General features: G+C 59.1%; 12 protein-coding genes. 4 read left to right on the top strand and 8 right to left on the bottom strand.

Annotated elements, in window-relative coordinates; genetic code table 11:
- Positions 1–184: 184 nt before the first annotated feature.
- A complete protein-coding gene (gene trxB / locus ACSSVG_RS10245; RefSeq protein ID WP_492418743.1) occupies positions 185–1,141 on the top strand; it encodes a thioredoxin-disulfide reductase in 957 nt (318 codons plus the stop codon).
- 34 nt (positions 1,142–1,175) lie between these two features.
- Positions 1,176–1,502 carry a thioredoxin gene (trxA, locus tag ACSSVG_RS10240; RefSeq protein ID WP_014923339.1) on the top strand — a complete coding sequence of 109 codons (327 nt, stop codon included), beginning with the start codon at positions 1,176–1,178 and terminating at the stop codon, positions 1,500–1,502.
- A gap of 6,430 nt (positions 1,503–7,932) precedes the next feature.
- Here trxA and ACSSVG_RS10235 read toward each other — a convergent pair.
- From ACSSVG_RS10235 to rpmH, 8 genes are all read right to left on the bottom strand, one after another.
- Positions 7,933–9,141, bottom strand: a complete 1,209-nt coding sequence (locus ACSSVG_RS10235) for a ParB/RepB/Spo0J family partition protein (RefSeq protein WP_492418742.1) — start codon at positions 9,139–9,141, stop codon at positions 7,933–7,935.
- Positions 9,142–9,208: 67 nt separating this feature from the next.
- Positions 9,209–10,264, bottom strand: a complete 1,056-nt coding sequence (locus tag ACSSVG_RS10230; protein WP_231338793.1) for a ParA family protein — start codon at positions 10,262–10,264, stop codon at positions 9,209–9,211.
- An 87-nt stretch (positions 10,265–10,351) separates the two neighbouring features.
- Positions 10,352–11,002, bottom strand: a complete 651-nt coding sequence (gene rsmG, locus ACSSVG_RS10225; RefSeq protein ID WP_231338792.1) for a 16S rRNA (guanine(527)-N(7))-methyltransferase RsmG — start codon at positions 11,000–11,002, stop codon at positions 10,352–10,354.
- A gap of 6 nt (positions 11,003–11,008) precedes the next feature.
- The gene (locus ACSSVG_RS10220; protein ID WP_231338791.1) at positions 11,009–11,560 is read right to left on the bottom strand and encodes a Jag family protein; all 552 of its coding nucleotides are present in this window, start codon (positions 11,558–11,560) and stop codon (positions 11,009–11,011) included.
- Positions 11,560–12,531 carry a membrane protein insertase YidC gene (gene yidC, locus ACSSVG_RS10215; RefSeq protein WP_231338790.1) on the bottom strand — a complete coding sequence of 324 codons (972 nt, stop codon included), beginning with the start codon at positions 12,529–12,531 and terminating at the stop codon, positions 11,560–11,562. The genes ACSSVG_RS10220 and yidC overlap by 1 nt, the downstream gene beginning before the upstream one ends.
- A 16-nt stretch (positions 12,532–12,547) precedes the next feature.
- A complete protein-coding gene (gene yidD, locus ACSSVG_RS10210) occupies positions 12,548–13,033 on the bottom strand; it encodes a membrane protein insertion efficiency factor YidD (protein WP_492418740.1) in 486 nt (161 codons plus the stop codon).
- A complete protein-coding gene (gene rnpA / locus ACSSVG_RS10205) occupies positions 12,963–13,373 on the bottom strand; it encodes a ribonuclease P protein component (protein ID WP_231338789.1) in 411 nt (136 codons plus the stop codon). Before rnpA ends, yidD begins: the two co-directional genes overlap by 71 nt.
- A gap of 41 nt (positions 13,374–13,414) precedes the next feature.
- Complete coding sequence (gene rpmH, locus ACSSVG_RS10200) at positions 13,415–13,552, bottom strand: 50S ribosomal protein L34 (protein WP_011776797.1); 138 nt, start codon at positions 13,550–13,552, stop codon at positions 13,415–13,417.
- A gap of 465 nt (positions 13,553–14,017) precedes the next feature.
- Between rpmH and dnaA the strand changes: the two genes are divergently transcribed.
- Together dnaA and dnaN are read left to right on the top strand one after the other, a co-directional pair.
- On the top strand, positions 14,018–15,436 hold the full coding sequence (gene dnaA, locus ACSSVG_RS10195) for a chromosomal replication initiator protein DnaA (RefSeq protein ID WP_026541014.1): 1,419 nt from the start codon (positions 14,018–14,020) through the stop codon (positions 15,434–15,436).
- 575 nt (positions 15,437–16,011) lie between these two features.
- Entirely contained in the window at positions 16,012–17,136 is a 1,125-nt protein-coding gene (dnaN, locus tag ACSSVG_RS10190) for a DNA polymerase III subunit beta (RefSeq protein WP_231338788.1), read from the top strand.
- The last annotated feature ends 7 nt before the right edge of the window (positions 17,137–17,143 follow it).

Below are 17,143 nucleotides of genomic sequence, written 5' to 3'. Positions count from 1 at the left end.
GCCCAGTGGGGGCTCCCGGTCACGGGAGTCCCCACTTCGATTTGCCGTGTCTCCAGACGGTACCCTGAATGATGGTGGCTTTTAGGGTCCCCAACTCCAACGGAATATTTGGGGCGTAACCGGGGTTGAGTCAGGTGGCTGCCCCGAAAGCCGCAGCATCGACTAAGGAAGAGGTTCACGCCACGTGAGCATTGCAGAAAACAGCGCATCGCAGGTGCGTGACGTCATCATCGTAGGTTCAGGCCCAGCCGGCTACACCGCCGCTGTTTATACCGCCCGTGCCAACATGAAGCCTCTGCTCATTGCCGGTTCGGTCACCGCTGGTGGCGAACTGATGAACACCACGGACGTAGAGAACTACCCGGGCTTCCCCGAGGGCATCATGGGTCCGGACCTCATGGAGAACTTCGAAAAGCAGGCCGCGCGATTCGGCACCGAGATCCAGTTCGAGGACGTCACCGAACTCGATCTCGACGGCGACATCAAGACCGTGACCATCGGAACGGGGGAGACCTTCCAAGCGAAGGCCATCATCCTGTCCACTGGCTCTGCCTACCGCGAGCTCGGCTTGGCGAACGAAAAGCGCCTCTCCGGCCACGGTGTTAGCTGGTGTGCAACCTGCGACGGTTTCTTCTTCAAGGACCAGGACATCGCCGTCATTGGCGGTGGCGACTCCGCAATGGAGGAAGCACTGTTCCTCACCAAGTTCGCAAAGTCTGTCACTGTTATCCACCGCCGCGATACGCTCAAGGCTTCCAAGATCATGGGCGACCGCGCGCAGGCACACGAGAAAATCAATTTCGTCTGGAACACGGCCGTCGAGGACGTTCTTGGCGGAGACAAAGTCACTGGCCTGAAGCTGAAGAACCTGGTGGATGGCACCGAGTCCGAACTCGCGGTCACTGGCGTCTTTGTCGCTATCGGCAACGATCCCCGCACGGACCTCATCAAGGGCAAGATTGACCTGACGCCCGAGGGAACCATCGCCGTCGAGGGCCGTAGCTCCCGTACCAACATTAAGGGTGTCTTCGCTGCAGGCGACGTCATCGATCCCACCTACCGCCAGGCCATCACGGCTTCGGGCTCCGGTTGTGTGGCTGCACTCGATGTTGAGCACTACCTTGCAGACCTGAACTCCTAAGCTGCATCCAAGCAACCATACGAAGGGAAAAGTTATGAGCAACGCAAAAGACGTAACTGACGCAAGCTTCAGCACGGATGTCCTGGCTTCCGAGAAGCCGGTCATCGTAGACTTCTGGGCAGAGTGGTGCGGCCCCTGCCGCAAGCTTGGCCCGATCCTCGACGAAATCTCCGTTGAGTACAGCGAGAAGGTTGACGTTGTAAAACTCAATGTCGACGACAACCCCGCAATCGCGGCCGAGTACGGCATCACGTCCATCCCGGCCGTGTACCTGTTCAGCGGGGGAGAAGTTAAGAGCACTGTCATTGGCGCCAAGCCGAAGCAGTTCTTCGAGAAGGAATTTGCGGACGTTCTGTCCTAGGTTCACTTCCGTATCCTGATTCGTCGAAAGCCGGCGGTTGCCGCTCCTGAGGGGGTGGGAACCGCCGGTTTTTTCCGTTTTTCAAGGAAATGAACCAAATTCGGTCTCTTTCCCGTGGCTGGTTGCCGTAGTGGGCTTCGTTCGCGACCGCTTCGTGCATTTCACTTCTCCCTACCTGGGGTAGGCCGAAATTCGCGCCGACCGGCCAAACCCACTCTCACCCACCGGGCCGACCAGCCCAACCCACTCTCACCCACCGGGCCGACCAGCCCAACCCACTCTCACCCACCGGGCCGACCAGCCCAACCCACTCTCACCCACCGGGCCGACCAGCCCAACCCACTCTCACCCACCGGGCCGACCAGCCAAACCCACTCTCACCCACCGGGCCGACCAGCCCAACCCACTCTCACCCACCGGGCCGACCAGCCCAACCCACTCTCACCCACCGGGCCGACCAGCCCAACCCACTCTCACCCACCGGGCCGACCAGCCAAACCCACTCTCACCCACCGGGCCGACCAGCCCAACCCACTCTCACCCACCGGGCCGACCAGCCCAACCCACTCTCACCCACCGGGCCGACCAGCCCAACCCACTCTCACCCACCGGGCCGACCAGCCCAACCCACTCTCACCCACCGGGCCGACCAGCCCAACCCACTCTCACCCACCGGGCCGACCAGCCCAACCCACTCTCACCCACCTCCAGTGCGACCGAGGACCGGGTGCTGATTCCAGGGAGCCCTCATGTCGACGCCCCCAACCGTCTCTGACATACCGGCCCCGAACAGAGATGCCATGAGCTGAGTCCGGCCTCTCTCTCAAAAGCCAGGAATCCTTCAGGTTGATTCGCTGGGGAGCTGGCTGCTCGCTAGGATGATCGTCACCCATGGGAAATGGATGGCGGAGGCTGCACCGGCGGGTAAGGTCTTCTCTACGTTTGCGCCGGTTCCAACGGACCACCTTCAGTTCCCTGATCGTCAGAAGCATTGAGAGTAAGGGGTACTCAGAAGCGCTCGGTTCTAGCCATAGCAGTCCGAGCAATGCAAGCGTAGACGGCTGAGCTATGGTTCCGTGTGTTTTCCCAGCACCGGTAGCACGCGCCGAGCAAAGAACTGCTGTCGAAGGAATTGCATCCTTGTCGAGCCTGGGAAGGGTTGCAATGAATCCGAACTCGAACTGAAGATCGGAGAGGCCCCATTCAGAGGATCTTGCCTAGACAAGACCAAGTGGGGGAAACTGTCCGCTTTTCGTTGCCAGGAAATGTCCTTGGTTCCGCAACTGTAGACAAGTGCTAGGTCCCAAATTTGGTGAAATAACACGTGCTCAGGTGAAGCCGGCGCAGCATGGAGGTTCGATGTGTGGGAGAAATGCATCGAATGTGCGAGTGTTTCACGTGAAACACTCGGCCTGACTTCGAACCCAGGGCTTGGGAGGTCGGTGTACCCCAGTTGGGGAGTGCCTGCACTCATTACCGGCGCAGGGGTGCAAAGGGGAAGAGTCAGTCTACGGCCCGCCAGAGTACTTCGTAACGCCATGGAAGTAGTCACAGCACTCGACCACTCAGCCCCTCGTGGATGCCTGGTGTTTGAACGGTCCCATTGCAGGTATCGGTGGAATCCGACCGGCTGAAGGCGCTCTCAGAGCCTCCTGAGAGCCCTGGCATGCATCCACACCAAAGAAGGTCAGGAACTCAGCGTTGGTGCGCTCTGATTGGAATTCAAGCAACCGAGTCCCTACCGCTGGATGGCAGGTAGCTGAGCAAACGAACCCAATAATAGTTTTGGGAATTATCCACCGACAGACTCCAGGTGCGCCAGCAACGACTATGGGTCCATCGCGGGCTTGGATAGATCAGAGCGACAATCAAATCGTCGTGATTGACGCCTCTCAACAGGTATAGAAGCCACGACACCGAAAGGATCACTTGTTGGGCATGAGCGCTCCAGCAAGGAAGCGTGACGTATCGCCTTCGCTCTGCTGCCTCCGGGCTGCCCACGAACAGAAAGAGTCCAAATCCTGTGTCACCGCACCACTTGAGTGACCGCCTTCCGCATCCTGATGATTAGTCGTCCCGCCAACGCTGCAGCTCGCAACCACGCTCAGATCAGAGTCTTCGGTGCGGTCTTGCGGTGTTTCACGTGAAACACACCCGAACATTCCGCAGCTGTGGCGCCCCCGCACGGTCTCCCAAGGGCCACGGATGCCACAACCGTGCCTGGGTAAGGCCCTGGGTAAGAAGGTCGTCCTCTCCTCAACGGAACACCTACCAGCGCATACGGTTCTGGTGCTGCAGGGTCCGGCGGTTCCCAGTATTATGCCCCCCCCCGCAGTGCCTCGTCCTGCCAAGTGCTGCTGACCTACTCAAGGCCTATCGCTTGAGCCGCGTTCCAGTCCACCAACCGATGACGGGAGCACGCCACCTGCAAAGGTCCAAGTGCCCCAGACGTGACGATTGAGCCCCCTAACGCGTCTCGCGCAGGAATGGGGCGCAGCACACAGAAGGGCCGGCAGGAACCCAGCGAGCTCACCTATAGAGCCGTCGCCACTGCCCGGAGGAAGCCTGCTAGAGGATTCACCCGACCGGCAGAATGAAAGCTCCAGAAACGCACCAGGCGTGCTCGAAAGTGCACTCACACACTGGCCCCTCCATCACCGGAGACTCACACAGTGGTCAATCGATCCTGCGATGTTTCACGTGAAACTGTGGCCACCTGAGCACGCCTTGTTTCACGTGAAACGTCGCAGCACTCGTATCCAGCACATGGCGTAGCGCTGTGCCATAGACGGGTGCAGCAAACTGGAGTAGACACTGACGGCTACGGACGACTTGGCCACGCTCCTCCATGGATGCTTCGGCGTCCACACTCGTAGCCGGCAGTTCACGACTGGACCAAGTCTGGCCATTCAAAACGCCAACCAAGACCCGGGGGAGGTGAGCAATGACCACCCTGCGGCGGAACTGCGGAGCGCACCGCAGATTGTGCGGGAGGTCGAACGCTGACGTTGCCAGCACTTGCGACCAACTGACCTCTAGGACTCAGCCCTCGACCCTATCCTGATGCTTCAGGATAGGGTAGGGGGACACCGCCACGGGAAACCACCGAGTAGCTGGCCGCAGCAGACATCTGCTCTAGACATCGGATGAATGTGCATCCTCGAAGAAGCTGGCCACTGTTACCGATCTGCGAAGTGGCGCTCAGATGGCAACTAGAACCGCTGTTGGTCCGCAAAGAAGTGGCGGCTATTCCAACACGGCAACATGAACGCGAGCAACCCCTACACTGAGCCACTATTCGGGAGGCTGGGTCAGACCGTCGGAGCGAGCTAAACCGCGGACGTTACGACGAATGCACGGGTCAACGCAGGCACTTGTCCACCGATGCACCTAACCCGACATTGAAGTTGTACACACTCTTATCCACAGGCTTATCCACTGCCCATGACATTATTCACAGAGCCCTACGTCGTCCGTGGTGGGTCAATGAAGACCCTACCGAATTCACCGCCTTCAAGCCGCCGCATGGCACGGCTCTGCGAGCTCGTCGGGCTCAAGTGAAAGTACGCCAAAATCAAAGGAATATGGCGTTAAACACAATCAAAAAGGCCCGCGGCGTCTGCCGCCCGGAACCGCCGCATACGCAGTGCTCCTAGCGACGGATAGCAACCAGGCGAGAACCCTGGGGCAAACCGCATTGCGCTCCGAAGGTGGGAGGAAAACCGAAACTTGCACACAGAGTTATCCCCAGTGTTATCCACAGAGATATCCACCGCGGTATGCACAGTCGCGAGGCACCCATGACAGTGCTTCTGCAGCGTGAGGCCGGTCGTCTGTTTCACGTGAAACATGTAACAACTATGAGGATCAAGAGAGATGACAAGGCGACCCCTAGCAAGGGCAACCCTTCCTTTCTCAGGCGCAGGGAGAGTGTTGCTCTGTCGTGACGGGCGGTCAAGAGGTGAGACCCTGTAGCGGCACAAACGACATCAGACCATTCCGAGGCCGTTCCTAAGTGCGCCTGCGCCGAACCCACAGTTGCGCGCGTCCTTGGAAGGTGTTCTTTGAAGGCGCTGCACTGAAACGTTGAGACGGCCCATGCTGCACTGCAGCTGTCACCTCGAGGGGGAGACCCCGTATGCTCTAGAGTTCCACGTATCAGTTCGGCGTGATGCTTCAGCAGCCCGGATCGACGCCTGCGCCCATAGCCACCTGCAGGGAGACAAGACAGCGGTGATGCCCAAAGCCCCTACGCCTGATGCGTCTCCACGCGTGCACAACTCAAGCCCACCGCAGCCAAGCACACACACCTGTCCACGACGCCAGGAGCACTCGGAAATTCCGGCCACCATAGCTCTCCGGCGAGGAGCGGCCAGCGCCCTCTATCGAATGTTCGGTGGCCTCTCCCCAGAACGGTGAGCGCGGGGACTTCGGCACGTGGTCCAGTCTCCGAAACGACTACGTTTGCCCTGGTGCCTCTGCCTTCAGACCTCCACGTGCTTGGCTCAGTTCAGCACCGAGGTTAGCCGAAGTTAGACTTCCACCGCCTAGCCCGGATAGGAACGACACCGTCTCCAACACAACAAGATGCCGGGGGACTGGCCACGCGTTAGTCAATGATCCAACCTGTCACTTTCCCAGATGCGCATGGGCCATTCTCAGCCCATCCGGCACGCCAACGTCGAAGTACGCAGCGTACGTCTTCCAAGGTCCTCTGCCAGTCGACGGAGAGGCACTGATCGTACTATGTCCATCACATTCCGAGTACGGCACGGATCGCAGTGAGTTGCGGAGGGCATTGTCACAGCACCATCCGGAGCGGGCCTGATATGGCGATGGAAATCATGCCGTCCAGCCGCTGGGGTCCTGGAGGGCATCCAGCCAGGGGACTGATCTTCGCGACCCAATCACGACTGAAGTGACCCCGACTGCACTCCTCACAACTGGACCTCATTCCAAACAGACAGGGGAGCGGTCCAGTATGGTCGCGAAGCACAATGCCGCGCACCACAGCCCGCACCCCTACATCACTCAGCTGCCCCCCCTACATCCCGATGCCCGAGAATCGCGGAACTGCACAATAGGGCCGCTGAGGTTTCATCATTGGATTTGCCGAGACACCTGTTTCACGTGAAACATCCAAGGAGCCGGGGGAATTGGTGAATGACATGCACCGAGACTCTAATGCGGAGTTCCAGGTTGGTTCATATCGGCAACCGCGCGTTAGGCGGCTTGGGGACTGAAGCAGGGATCCAAACCCTATTCATCCACTGACTCAGATCGAACCCTAACCAACATGACTCCCATCATCTATTGAGTGATTCGTAACCCCCTTTACCGACACGCGAGTGGCACCGTTTCTCGTGAAACGTCGGCACGTGATCCTAGAACGCACACAGGCAGAGAGCTCGTACCAGCCGGCTAGGCAGCCACAGCTCAAGAAGACAACCTACGGAGTCCGTTGCCCGCCACCATCATTCAAGTTTTGCCGGCACTACCGGTGCAATGGGTCAGAAACCGAGTACCTTGACGCCATCCAACCGAGGCATGGAGCTACTTCATTGTTCACGACAGGCAGCTATCGAGCCGAACGACTGCAGAAAGCGAGTCTCCCGCCTCTCATAGTTGGGCGGACGGGCGGCCACCCGCCAAAATGTTCGCCCACGGTTCTGAGTCTGAGGCACTCTGCCTATTGGTACGAGAGCAGCGCAGGCCCCAGGACAGACCGCAATCTTATCGATACTCCCACGCCAGAGACTTTCCATGGCAGTTTCACGTGGAACATCCCAAAGAGTGATCCTTCTGCTCGTTCAAGTCCAACGAGACCGATCAAGCGATGGAGCTGCCTACCCTCATGAGTCGCTACCGCCACCACTCAAGGTGTTCCGCAGCAGCGAATACTCATTCCGGACGCAAAGGAGTGTGCACTCTTCCAATGGGACGGCACCCTCCAACTGCCTCCCAGTCAGCGTCAAACCGCCACAATCGTGCCTACTCCTCGGCGTATGCGCATTCTTAGCCGCGCAGGCACGAGCCTATCAACCAAGCGACACAGTCGCCTGACCACCCAGGGGTGCAGCATTTCGACAATGGACTCGGCAATAGCCATTCAGCGACCGGTTCCAAGCGCAAACTGACCAAATTCATCGGAGACCTGGAGCCGTAATTCCTGCGCTGCAAACCTACTAGGCGCATTCTCACCACGCGGCTTCCCTCAGAATGGCGGCCTGGCTGCAATCGCCAGTTTCACGTGAAACATTGCGCCGGGACCATCCACTCACAAAACCAATGCACACACTTCCGGCAGGAACAGTCTTGAGCCACGCGGGCAGATTAGCCACCCGCTCTAAATGGGCCATTCCTACTGAGTTATGGCACAAAAATGGGACTCACTCGAAGAGTAAGCCCCATTCAGTTGAATCAATATGAACTAGTCTTCGGCACCAGGTCCAAGTACATCCATGATGCGGTTGAGATCCTCGACGCTGGCGAACTCAATGCTCACGCGTCCTTTACGTGCGCCAAGGGTAATCTTCACGTTAGTATCCAAACGATCCGAAAGGGATGACGCCAAGTAGTCCAAGCGCTCATGGCGCGCGTTGGCCTTTGGGATGCTGCTCTTGGCAGGAGTAGTGGGATCCTGATACAGAGCCACTGCCTCCTCCGTAGCTCTCACAGACATACCCTCAGCCACAATCTTCTGTGCCAAGCGTTCCATCGCAGCTGCATCAGGAAGTGCGAGGAGAGCACGTGCATGGCCGGCAGACAACACACTGGCGGCCACCCGACGCTGCACCAACGGCGGAAGCTTCAGGAGGCGGAGAGTGTTGGACACCTGGGGGCGTGATCGACCGATACGGTCCGCAAGCTGCTCGTGAGTGGTCCCGAAGTCTTCAAGGAGCTGCTGATAGGCCGCGGCCTCTTCCAAAGGGTTCAGCTGGCTGCGGTGCAGGTTCTCCAGCAGAGCGTCGCGCAGCAGGTCGTCGTCGGTGGTGTCGCGGACAATTGCAGGAATGGTTTCCAGTCCCGCGGCCTGTACTGCACGCCAGCGGCGCTCACCCATAACCAATTCATACGGTTCTCCACCCTTTTCGGTTGAAGTACGTACAACAATTGGCTGGAGGACTCCAATTTCCCGGACAGAGTGCACCAGCTCGGCCATGTCGTCTTCATCGAAGACCGAACGGGGCTGTTTGCGGTTCGGGTGAATGTCGCCCACGGGAATCTCGGCAAATCGAGCACCGGGAACCTCCACCAACTCCACGTCCGCAGCAGAGCGAGTGGACGACGTCGTTGCAGCCTCAGCGGATTCCGAGTCATCCACCGTCAGATCAGCGGACGCGGCAGCTCGCTTAGTAGCAGGCTTCGCTGGCGATGACTTCGCGGTGGACTTGACCGGGGCCTTGGCAGCCGCAGTTTTGGTCTTTGGCGCTGCAGCCCTGCCAGCGGCCGGCTTGGACTCCGCCTCAGGCGTTGATTCGTGAATCGGAGCTTCTACGGCCTGCTCTTCTGTCTTCCTTGCTTCCGGAAAGAACAGGTCCACTGGGCGGGATGGTGCGGCGCCGTTTCCCTGGGCCGCGGCCGAGCTAGGAATGAGAGCCCCAAGACCCCTGCCGAGGCCCCTTCGCTTTTCGCTCATTGATTCATCCCTCCGATGAAATAGCCGAGCACGGAACTGCTCAGGCTGTTGCAGTGTTTCAAGAATTCTAGCGTTCAGCGATTTCGGCAGCGGCTTCCATGTAGGACAGCGCGCCGCTCGACGAAGGATCGTAGGTCATGACCGTTTGCTGGTAGCTCGGCGCTTCAGAGATGCGCACGGAGCGCGGAACCACAGCTCCCAAAACTTGCTCGGGGAAGTGCTGACGGACCTCGGACGCCACCTGCGCAGCCAAGTTTGTCCGACCGTCGTACATCGTCAGCAGAATCGTGGAGACCACCAGGTCAGCGTTGAGGTGCTTCTGGATCATCTCGATGTTCTTGAGAAGCTGGCTCAGGCCTTCAAGTGCGTAGTACTCGCACTGAATGGGAATGAGCACTTCACTCGCGGCACAGAACGCATTGACTGTCAGCAGTCCCAGACTCGGTGGGCAGTCAATGAAAATGAAGTCCAGGCGGCCTTCGCCGTTCTTCTCCCGCTCCTTGGCATAAACGTCAATGGCGCGTCGAAGCCTCTGCTCGCGGGCCACCAGGGAAACCAGCTCAATCTCTGCGCCGGCGAGGTGAATAGTCGCGGGTGCACAAATCAGGTTCGGAATGTCTGGGCACGGAGCCACAACGTCCTTCAACGGAAGGTCATTGATCAGGACGTCATAGATGCTGTCGACGTCGGCATGGTGCTCAATGCCCAAAGCCGTCGATGCATTGCCTTGGGGATCGATGTCGATCACCAGCACGTTGAGGCCAGCAGAGGCCAGGGCAGCGGCGATGTTCACCGTAGTAGTCGTCTTACCGACCCCACCCTTCTGATTGGAAACCGTGAAGATGCGGGTCTTGTCCGGCTTGGGCAGTTCCCTGCCAATCAACCGTTCGCGCCGACGGGTCTCGTTGGCCAATTGGCGGGCGATGGGACTCGAATCGTCAATGGAATCCATCACGTTATGCACTCCATCAGATACGGTTTCACGTGAAACAGCAGCATTATCAACCGAATCAGTGCGCACTATCGCCGACTGAAGAGACGCAGAGGGTGTGGCCATGGCCCGCGCGGACCCCAAAGACATAAACGGGGGGATTCGCTGCGTGGAGGTTTCACTACTGCCCACTGGTCACACTCTCACTCTCATTCGGCGCTTGCTGCCGTTCTCTAGCCTAACTGCTCAGCCGCCGACACGCGGGAAACCGAGCGGGTCTCAGACTGTCTTTCCGGGCTTATTGACGATAATCCTCACCACGGTGGTGGGTTCCTCCAAAAGCTCCTGTCCACAAACCACAACGGACGTTTCCACGCCGCCAAGTTTGCGGATGACCTTCTTTGCCTTCTCAATCTCCTCGGCGGCACTGCGACCCTTGATGGCCACCACTTCACCACGGCCGTTCAACAGCGGAATCGTGAGGCCTGCCAGGTTGGACAGAGCAGAAACTGCCCGGGCGGTAACAACATCTGCGTCAACCATTCCGACAGCGAGCTCAGCACGCGTCCTCATGATGGTGACGTTGTCCAGGCCGAGGTCATCAACGACTTCCTGGAGCCAGATGACTCGACGTTCCAGCGGCTCAATCAACGTCAGCTCAAGGTCCGGACGGGCAATCGCCAGGCAGAGACCCGGCAAGCCTGCGCCGGAACCAACGTCGGCCACATGGCTGTCCATGGCAATGGCGGATTCAATGACTGCACAGTTAAGAACGTGCCGGCTCCACAATCGCGGAATCTCGCGAGGGCCAATCAGTCCGCGCTCAGTTCCTGACGTCGCCAGGTGTTCCACATAGCGCTTGGCGAGATCCAAGCGCTCCCCAAAGATCTTCTCTGCCGCTTCCAATTCAGCTGCGGTGATGTCAACCATGAGCTGTTAGTCAGCCGAGACGACGATGTGGCGGCCAGCGCCTTCGCCTTCGGACTCGGAAACAAATCCGAGGTCGGCGACAGCATCGTGCACGATCTTGCGTTCGTAAGCGCTCATCGGCTCAAGGGCGACGGTTCCGCCGTCGGACTTGACCTTGGCAACGGCGTCTTCGGCGATCTGCTGAAGGACGCCGGCGCGCTCCTTGCGGTACCCGTTGATGTCCAGCACCAGGCGCGAACGGTTTTCGGTGGCAGAAAGAACAGACAGGCGGGCCAGCTCCTGCAGTGCTTCCAGGACCTCACCGTCGCGTCCTACGAGGCTGTCCAAGGCTGCGGACTCTTCATCGGCGCCGATGGAGATGTACGTGCGTCCATTGCGAACCTCGATGTCGATGTCGCCATCGATATCGGCAATATCAAGAAGTTCTTCGAGGTAGTCGGCAGCAATGTCGCCTTCCTCTTCCAAACGGCTGGCCGTCTTGGACTGCGTCTCTTCCGTGGAGACTTCCTGGTCTTCAGTCACAGCGGCGATAACTTCTTCAGTGCTCTCGGCAGACATTACTTCTTCTTCCTGTTCTTACGTTGTGGCTGGACGCGCTGGGCACGGATTTCGGCTGCTGCAGCGGCAGCAGCTTCGGCTTCAGCAGCAGCGTCCGCGGTCTTCTTGCCACCCAGCAGCGGCGGCAGGCCCTTCGCAGCGCGTCGCTCCTCCAGTGCCTTGGCGGCAGGTGAGCCCGGGGTGGGCATACGACGGATGACGAAGAACTGCTGGCCCATGGTCCAGAGGTTGGTGGTGGTCCAGTAGATAAGGACACCGATCGGGAAGTTGATGCCGCCGATACCGAACACGAGCGGCAGGATGTAGAGCATCATCTTCTGCTGGCGCATGAACGGGCTGGCCATGGCCTCTTCGGACATGTTCTTGGCCATGATCTGCTTCTGGGTGATGAACTGCGAGGCCGTCATGGCGACGATCATCACGATAGAGAGAACTACCACCGAGACGTTTCCAGCCCCGCCGTGCAACAGCGCAGAAGAAAGTGGTGCGCCGAAGATGCTGGATTCGTCGAACTCAACTACCTGCTGGGCACTCATGGCACCGATGCCATTGCCCGCGTTCTTGGCGTTGGAGATACCCGACAGCACCTGGAACAGCGCGAAGAAGAACGGCATCTGAATCAGCATCGGCAAACAGGCCGAGAACGGGTTGGTGCCGTGCTTCTTGTACAGCGCCATCTGCTCCTGCGCCATGGCCTGGCGGGAGAGCTGATCGGTCTTGCCCTTGTACTTGGTCTGAAGCTTCTTCAGGTCCGGCTGCAGCAGCTGCATGCCGCGCTGCGCTTTGATCTGCTTGACGAAGACTGGAATCAGGGCGGCACGGATCACCAACACGAGGCCGATGATGGACAGAGTCCACGTCCAGCCGTTCGCGGCGGGCAGGCCAATGAAGCTCAGTCCCTCGTGGAAGCCAACCATGATGATTGACACCAGCCACTTGAACGGAAACATGATTGTTTCAAAGAAGTCCATACGATATCCCTATTCGTTAGGCCGCCGAGCGGCCTTCTTCATCAGCCTGAGCAGCCAGGAACTGGTCCGGATTGTTCAGTACAACAATTGTGGGCGTCCGGCCTTCGGGCCAGTGACGGTGACCGGCGGGGACGTGGTCCACTCCACCGGCGTTCCAAGGGTGGCATTTGGCGAGCCTTTTGGCTGCGAGCCAGCTACCCTTTACGGCGCCATGCACCGTTACTGCTTCCAGGGCGTACGCCGAGCAGGAGGGAAAGAAACGGCAAACCTGGCCGTACAGGGGCGAGATGACCTTGCGGTACGTCTTCAGCAAGAGAATGAGAATGTTGCGCGGCAACTCCCAGAGGAAGGTGCCCACCGCAGCGGACAGATTCCTGGAGGGAACCTGTCCGGAGGGCGCGCTTGAAGAAGGAACGACGGCGGTGCTTATGTCATGCACGCGGTGTCCCTTCCGTTGTGGTGCCGTTGTGTTCAGTCGAAGCGTTGCGTGGAACTGAGCCACCCAATCGCTTCGTCGTCACTGCCAGTGCGGCGTTGTAGTCAGAGAGCAGTTGCTCCCAGCTGGCAGATGCAGCTGCAGGCAATGCCCGGACCACGACCGCCAGACCCGTTCCATGCGTGTGCAAGGACAGTCCGCCTATTTCTCTCAGTCTCCTCTTAACGAGGTTCCTGGTCACGGCGTTCCCGACGGCTTTGGAGACAATGAAGCCGATTCGACTCGGCTCCCCGGCCCCGATAGAGGCCGTATATAACACTAAGTTCCGGCGTCCATTGCGGACGCCGGAACGTACAGTTGTTGAAAAGTCGGTAGACGTCCGCAGACGGTTAGGGGTGGCTAGCACCGTAAAACCCGCAAAAAGACCCTGACCGACAAGTCAGTTATTTACGCCGACAGTTCGACGCGGCCCTTGCCGCGACGGGCAGCCAGGATGGCGCGGCCGGCACGGGTGCGCATACGAAGGCGGAAGCCATGCTTCTTGGCCCGACGGCGGTTATTCGGCTGAAAAGTCCGCTTGCTCACGTTAGTTACTCCAGTGGATCAAAGGTGCGCCCACCCGATCAAAAAAGGGGAAGAACTGGCCGACGCTAAGTTTTGTATGTGCCTGCCGCCGTTGCCTTCCATACGGTGAACGTACGGAGTTACAACTGATCTCAAAAGCGGACACAAAGGACTTCACAACGTTAGGGCAAAAAGGCACCCACAGTCAAACCGGGAGCCTGCCGCGGAGCTATCCACAGCTGTGCCCAACCACCGTTCCCAGCCTGTGGATGAAGTGGCTCACAGGCCTGATTCCAGAACCACAACGGTGTAATTATCCACAGGCAACTTCCCAGCTATCTTCTAGCGATTCCATCCCCTAGAGTGGCTCAGTAGCCCAATGTCCACCCGCTGTGTATAACTCTGTGGATTATCGCCCAGAACAGCGCCGCCGGAGAGACTTCGGCTGCCAGTAACGCCGGCAAGCAAGTATTTAGGAACTGATTGATGACAGTAGACGAAGCCAACCACGCCAACACTGTCGGAAGTTCCTGGCGCAGGGTGCTGAGCCTCATGGAACAGGACGACCGGGTTTCACCCCGTCAGCGCGGTTTCGTCATCCTCGCCCAGGCACAGGGCCTTATCGGTTCCACCTTGCTGGTGGCCGTTCCCAATGAACTCACCCGCGAAGTCCTGCAGACGCAGGTCAAGGATGCCCTGGACGATGCCCTCCGCAGCGTCTTCTCGGATGACATCCGCTGCGCCATCGACGTAGACACCGATCTGGTGCCCGTCCATGCAGAGCCGGAACCCGTCGTCGAGCTGTCCGCAGTGTCCGACTTCGCCGAGCCGAAGCCGCAGCCTACTCCGCCCAGCACCTCGCATGAGTTTGGTCGCCTGAATCCGAAGTACATCTTCGATACCTTCGTCATCGGTTCCTCGAACCGCTTTGCGCACGCGGCCGCCGTCGCCGTCGCCGAAGCGCCTGCCAAGGCGTACAACCCGCTGTTCATCTACGGTGACTCGGGGCTCGGCAAGACCCACCTGCTGCACGCAATCGGACACTACGCCCGCCGGCTCTACAGCGGCATCCGGGTCCGGTACGTGAACTCCGAAGAGTTCACCAACGACTTCATCAACTCCATCCGTGATGATGAGGGCACCAGCTTCAAGACCACGTACCGCAACGTGGACGTGCTTTTGATTGATGACATCCAGTTCCTGGCGGGCAAGGACCGGACCCAGGAAGAGTTCTTCCACACGTTCAACGCCCTGCACAACGCCAATAAGCAGGTTGTCATCACCTCCGACCAGCCGCCCAAGATGCTCGCCGGCTTCGAGGACCGCATGACGTCCCGCTTCGAGTGGGGCCTGCTGACGGACATCCAGCCGCCCGAACTCGAAACCCGCATCGCCATCCTCCGCAAGAAGGGCCTGAGCGAAGGCCTTTCGGCGCCGGACGATGCCCTGGAATACATCGCGTCAAAGATCTCCAGCAACATCCGCGAACTCGAAGGCGCCCTCATCCGCGTCACCGCATTCGCAAGCCTCAACCGCCAGCCGGTGGACGTTGCCCTGGCTGAAATGGTTCTCAAGGACCTCATCACCGACGACGGTGCCCAGGAAATCACGGCGAAGCAGATCCTTGACCAGACGGCTGACTACTTCAAGCTCAGCATGGAAGAGCTCTGCAGCAAGTCCCGAACCCGCACGTTGGTGACAGCGCGACAGATCGCTATGTACCTGTGCCGCGAACTGACGGATATGTCCTTGCCGAAGATCGGGCAGGAGCTCGGCGGGCGCGATCACACCACCGTCATCCACGCTGACCGCAAGATCCGCGAGCTGATGGCAGAGCGTCGTGTGATTTACAACCAGGTCACCGAGCTGACCAACCGGATCAAACAGCAGCAGCGGGACTCCTGAATTCCACATCGCTCCCGGCACTACATACCTTATTAACAGGCGCATGTGGATAAGCCTGTGGATACTTAAGGGGACAAGCGCGGTTAATGGGCTTAAAACCCTTAAGCCGTCTGTGGATCGTTAAAAACGGGCCTGGGAGTTGTCCCCATCCACACCCTGTTTAAAACCCAGTTAACACACAATCCGTGAACAGGGCTTAACCGCGGAACGACGCGGTGGGATCGGGTTATCCACAGTTTCCACAGCAGTTATTAACACTACGAATCCCAAAAAATTGAAATCCCTCAAATAACAATCTCGTTCTGCCACCCACCCGACCATCCCGAGGACAGACCAACGGCCTGGCCAATGCCACCCTCCGGCTGTCCACAGAGGAGGGCTCCGCCCGGTCGGGGATGGGTTAATCGCGGATCTTCCGGCTAAGCTGTCAGCAGCGCTCCCATCCCTGGGTCTGTTTGTAGTTCGCTCAGCGCGGACCATGCAGGTTCCGGTGCCGGACTGCGAAGATTTAGCGGCTTCCAAGCAGGAATCCGCAGCTACTACATGGCAGCAGCAATGAAAGGCGGCACCCCTCCGTGAAGTTCAGAGTCGACCGCGACGTCCTGGCAGAAGCCGTTACGTGGACCGCGCGGTCGTTGTCTCCGCGGCCGCCCGTACCTGTGCTTTCCGGCCTCCTCCTCAAAGCCGAGGCAGGAACGGTCAGCCTCTCAAGCTTCGATTACGAGACTTCCGCACGCCTGGAAATTCCGGCGGATATCGCCGTTGAGGGCACAATCCTCGTTTCCGGACGCCTGTTGGCAGATATCTGCCGCAGCCTTCCCTCCGCTCCCGTCGAAGTCGAGACTGATGGCAGCAAAGTCACTCTCACGTGCCGTCGAAGCAGCTTCCACCTGGCCACCATGCCCGAGGCCGAATACCCGGCACTGCCGGCATTGCCTGCCATCAGTGGCACGTTGCCCGGGGATGCTTTCGCGCAGGCCGTGTCCCAGGTGATCATCGCAGCGAGCAAGGACGACACCTTGCCGATCCTCACCGGTGTGCGCATGGAGATCGAGGACGACCTCATTACGCTCCTGGCAACGGACCGTTACCGTCTGGCCATGCGTGAAGTCCCTTGGAAGCCTGTCACTCCCGGCATTTCGACAAGTGCCCTGGTCAAGTCCAAGACGTTGAACGAAGTAGCCAAGACCCTTGGTGGCAGCGGCGACATCAACCTTGCCCTCGCAGACGACGACAGCAGGCTCATCGGCTTCGAGAGTGGCGGACGCACCACCACCTCGCTCCTGGTGGACGGCGACTACCCCAAGATCCGCTCCCTGTTCCCGGACTCCACCCCGATCCATGCAACTGTTCAGACCCAGGAATTGGTCGAAGCAGTACGTCGTGTTTCGCTTGTTGCCGAGCGGAACACCCCGGTCCGTCTCGCCTTCACCCAAGGACTTCTGAACCTCGACGCCGGTACTGGTGAAGACGCGCAGGCTTCCGAAGAACTTGAAGCACAGCTTTCCGGTGAAGACATCACCGTGGCCTTCAACCCGCATTACCTCGTTGAGGGCTTGAGCGTCATCGAAACCAAATTCGTTCGATTCTCCTTCACCACTGCCCCCAAGCCCGCCATGATCACGGCCCAGGCTGAAGCGGACGGCGAAGACCAGGACGACTACCGCTACCTCGTGATGCCGGTCCGCCTCCCCAACTAGCCGAAAC

It is taken from the genome of Paenarthrobacter sp. E2MeOHC11 (assembly GCF_058744955.1).
Note: the sequence above shows the minus strand (reverse complement) of the source record. Positions and strands in the feature narration are given on the sequence as shown.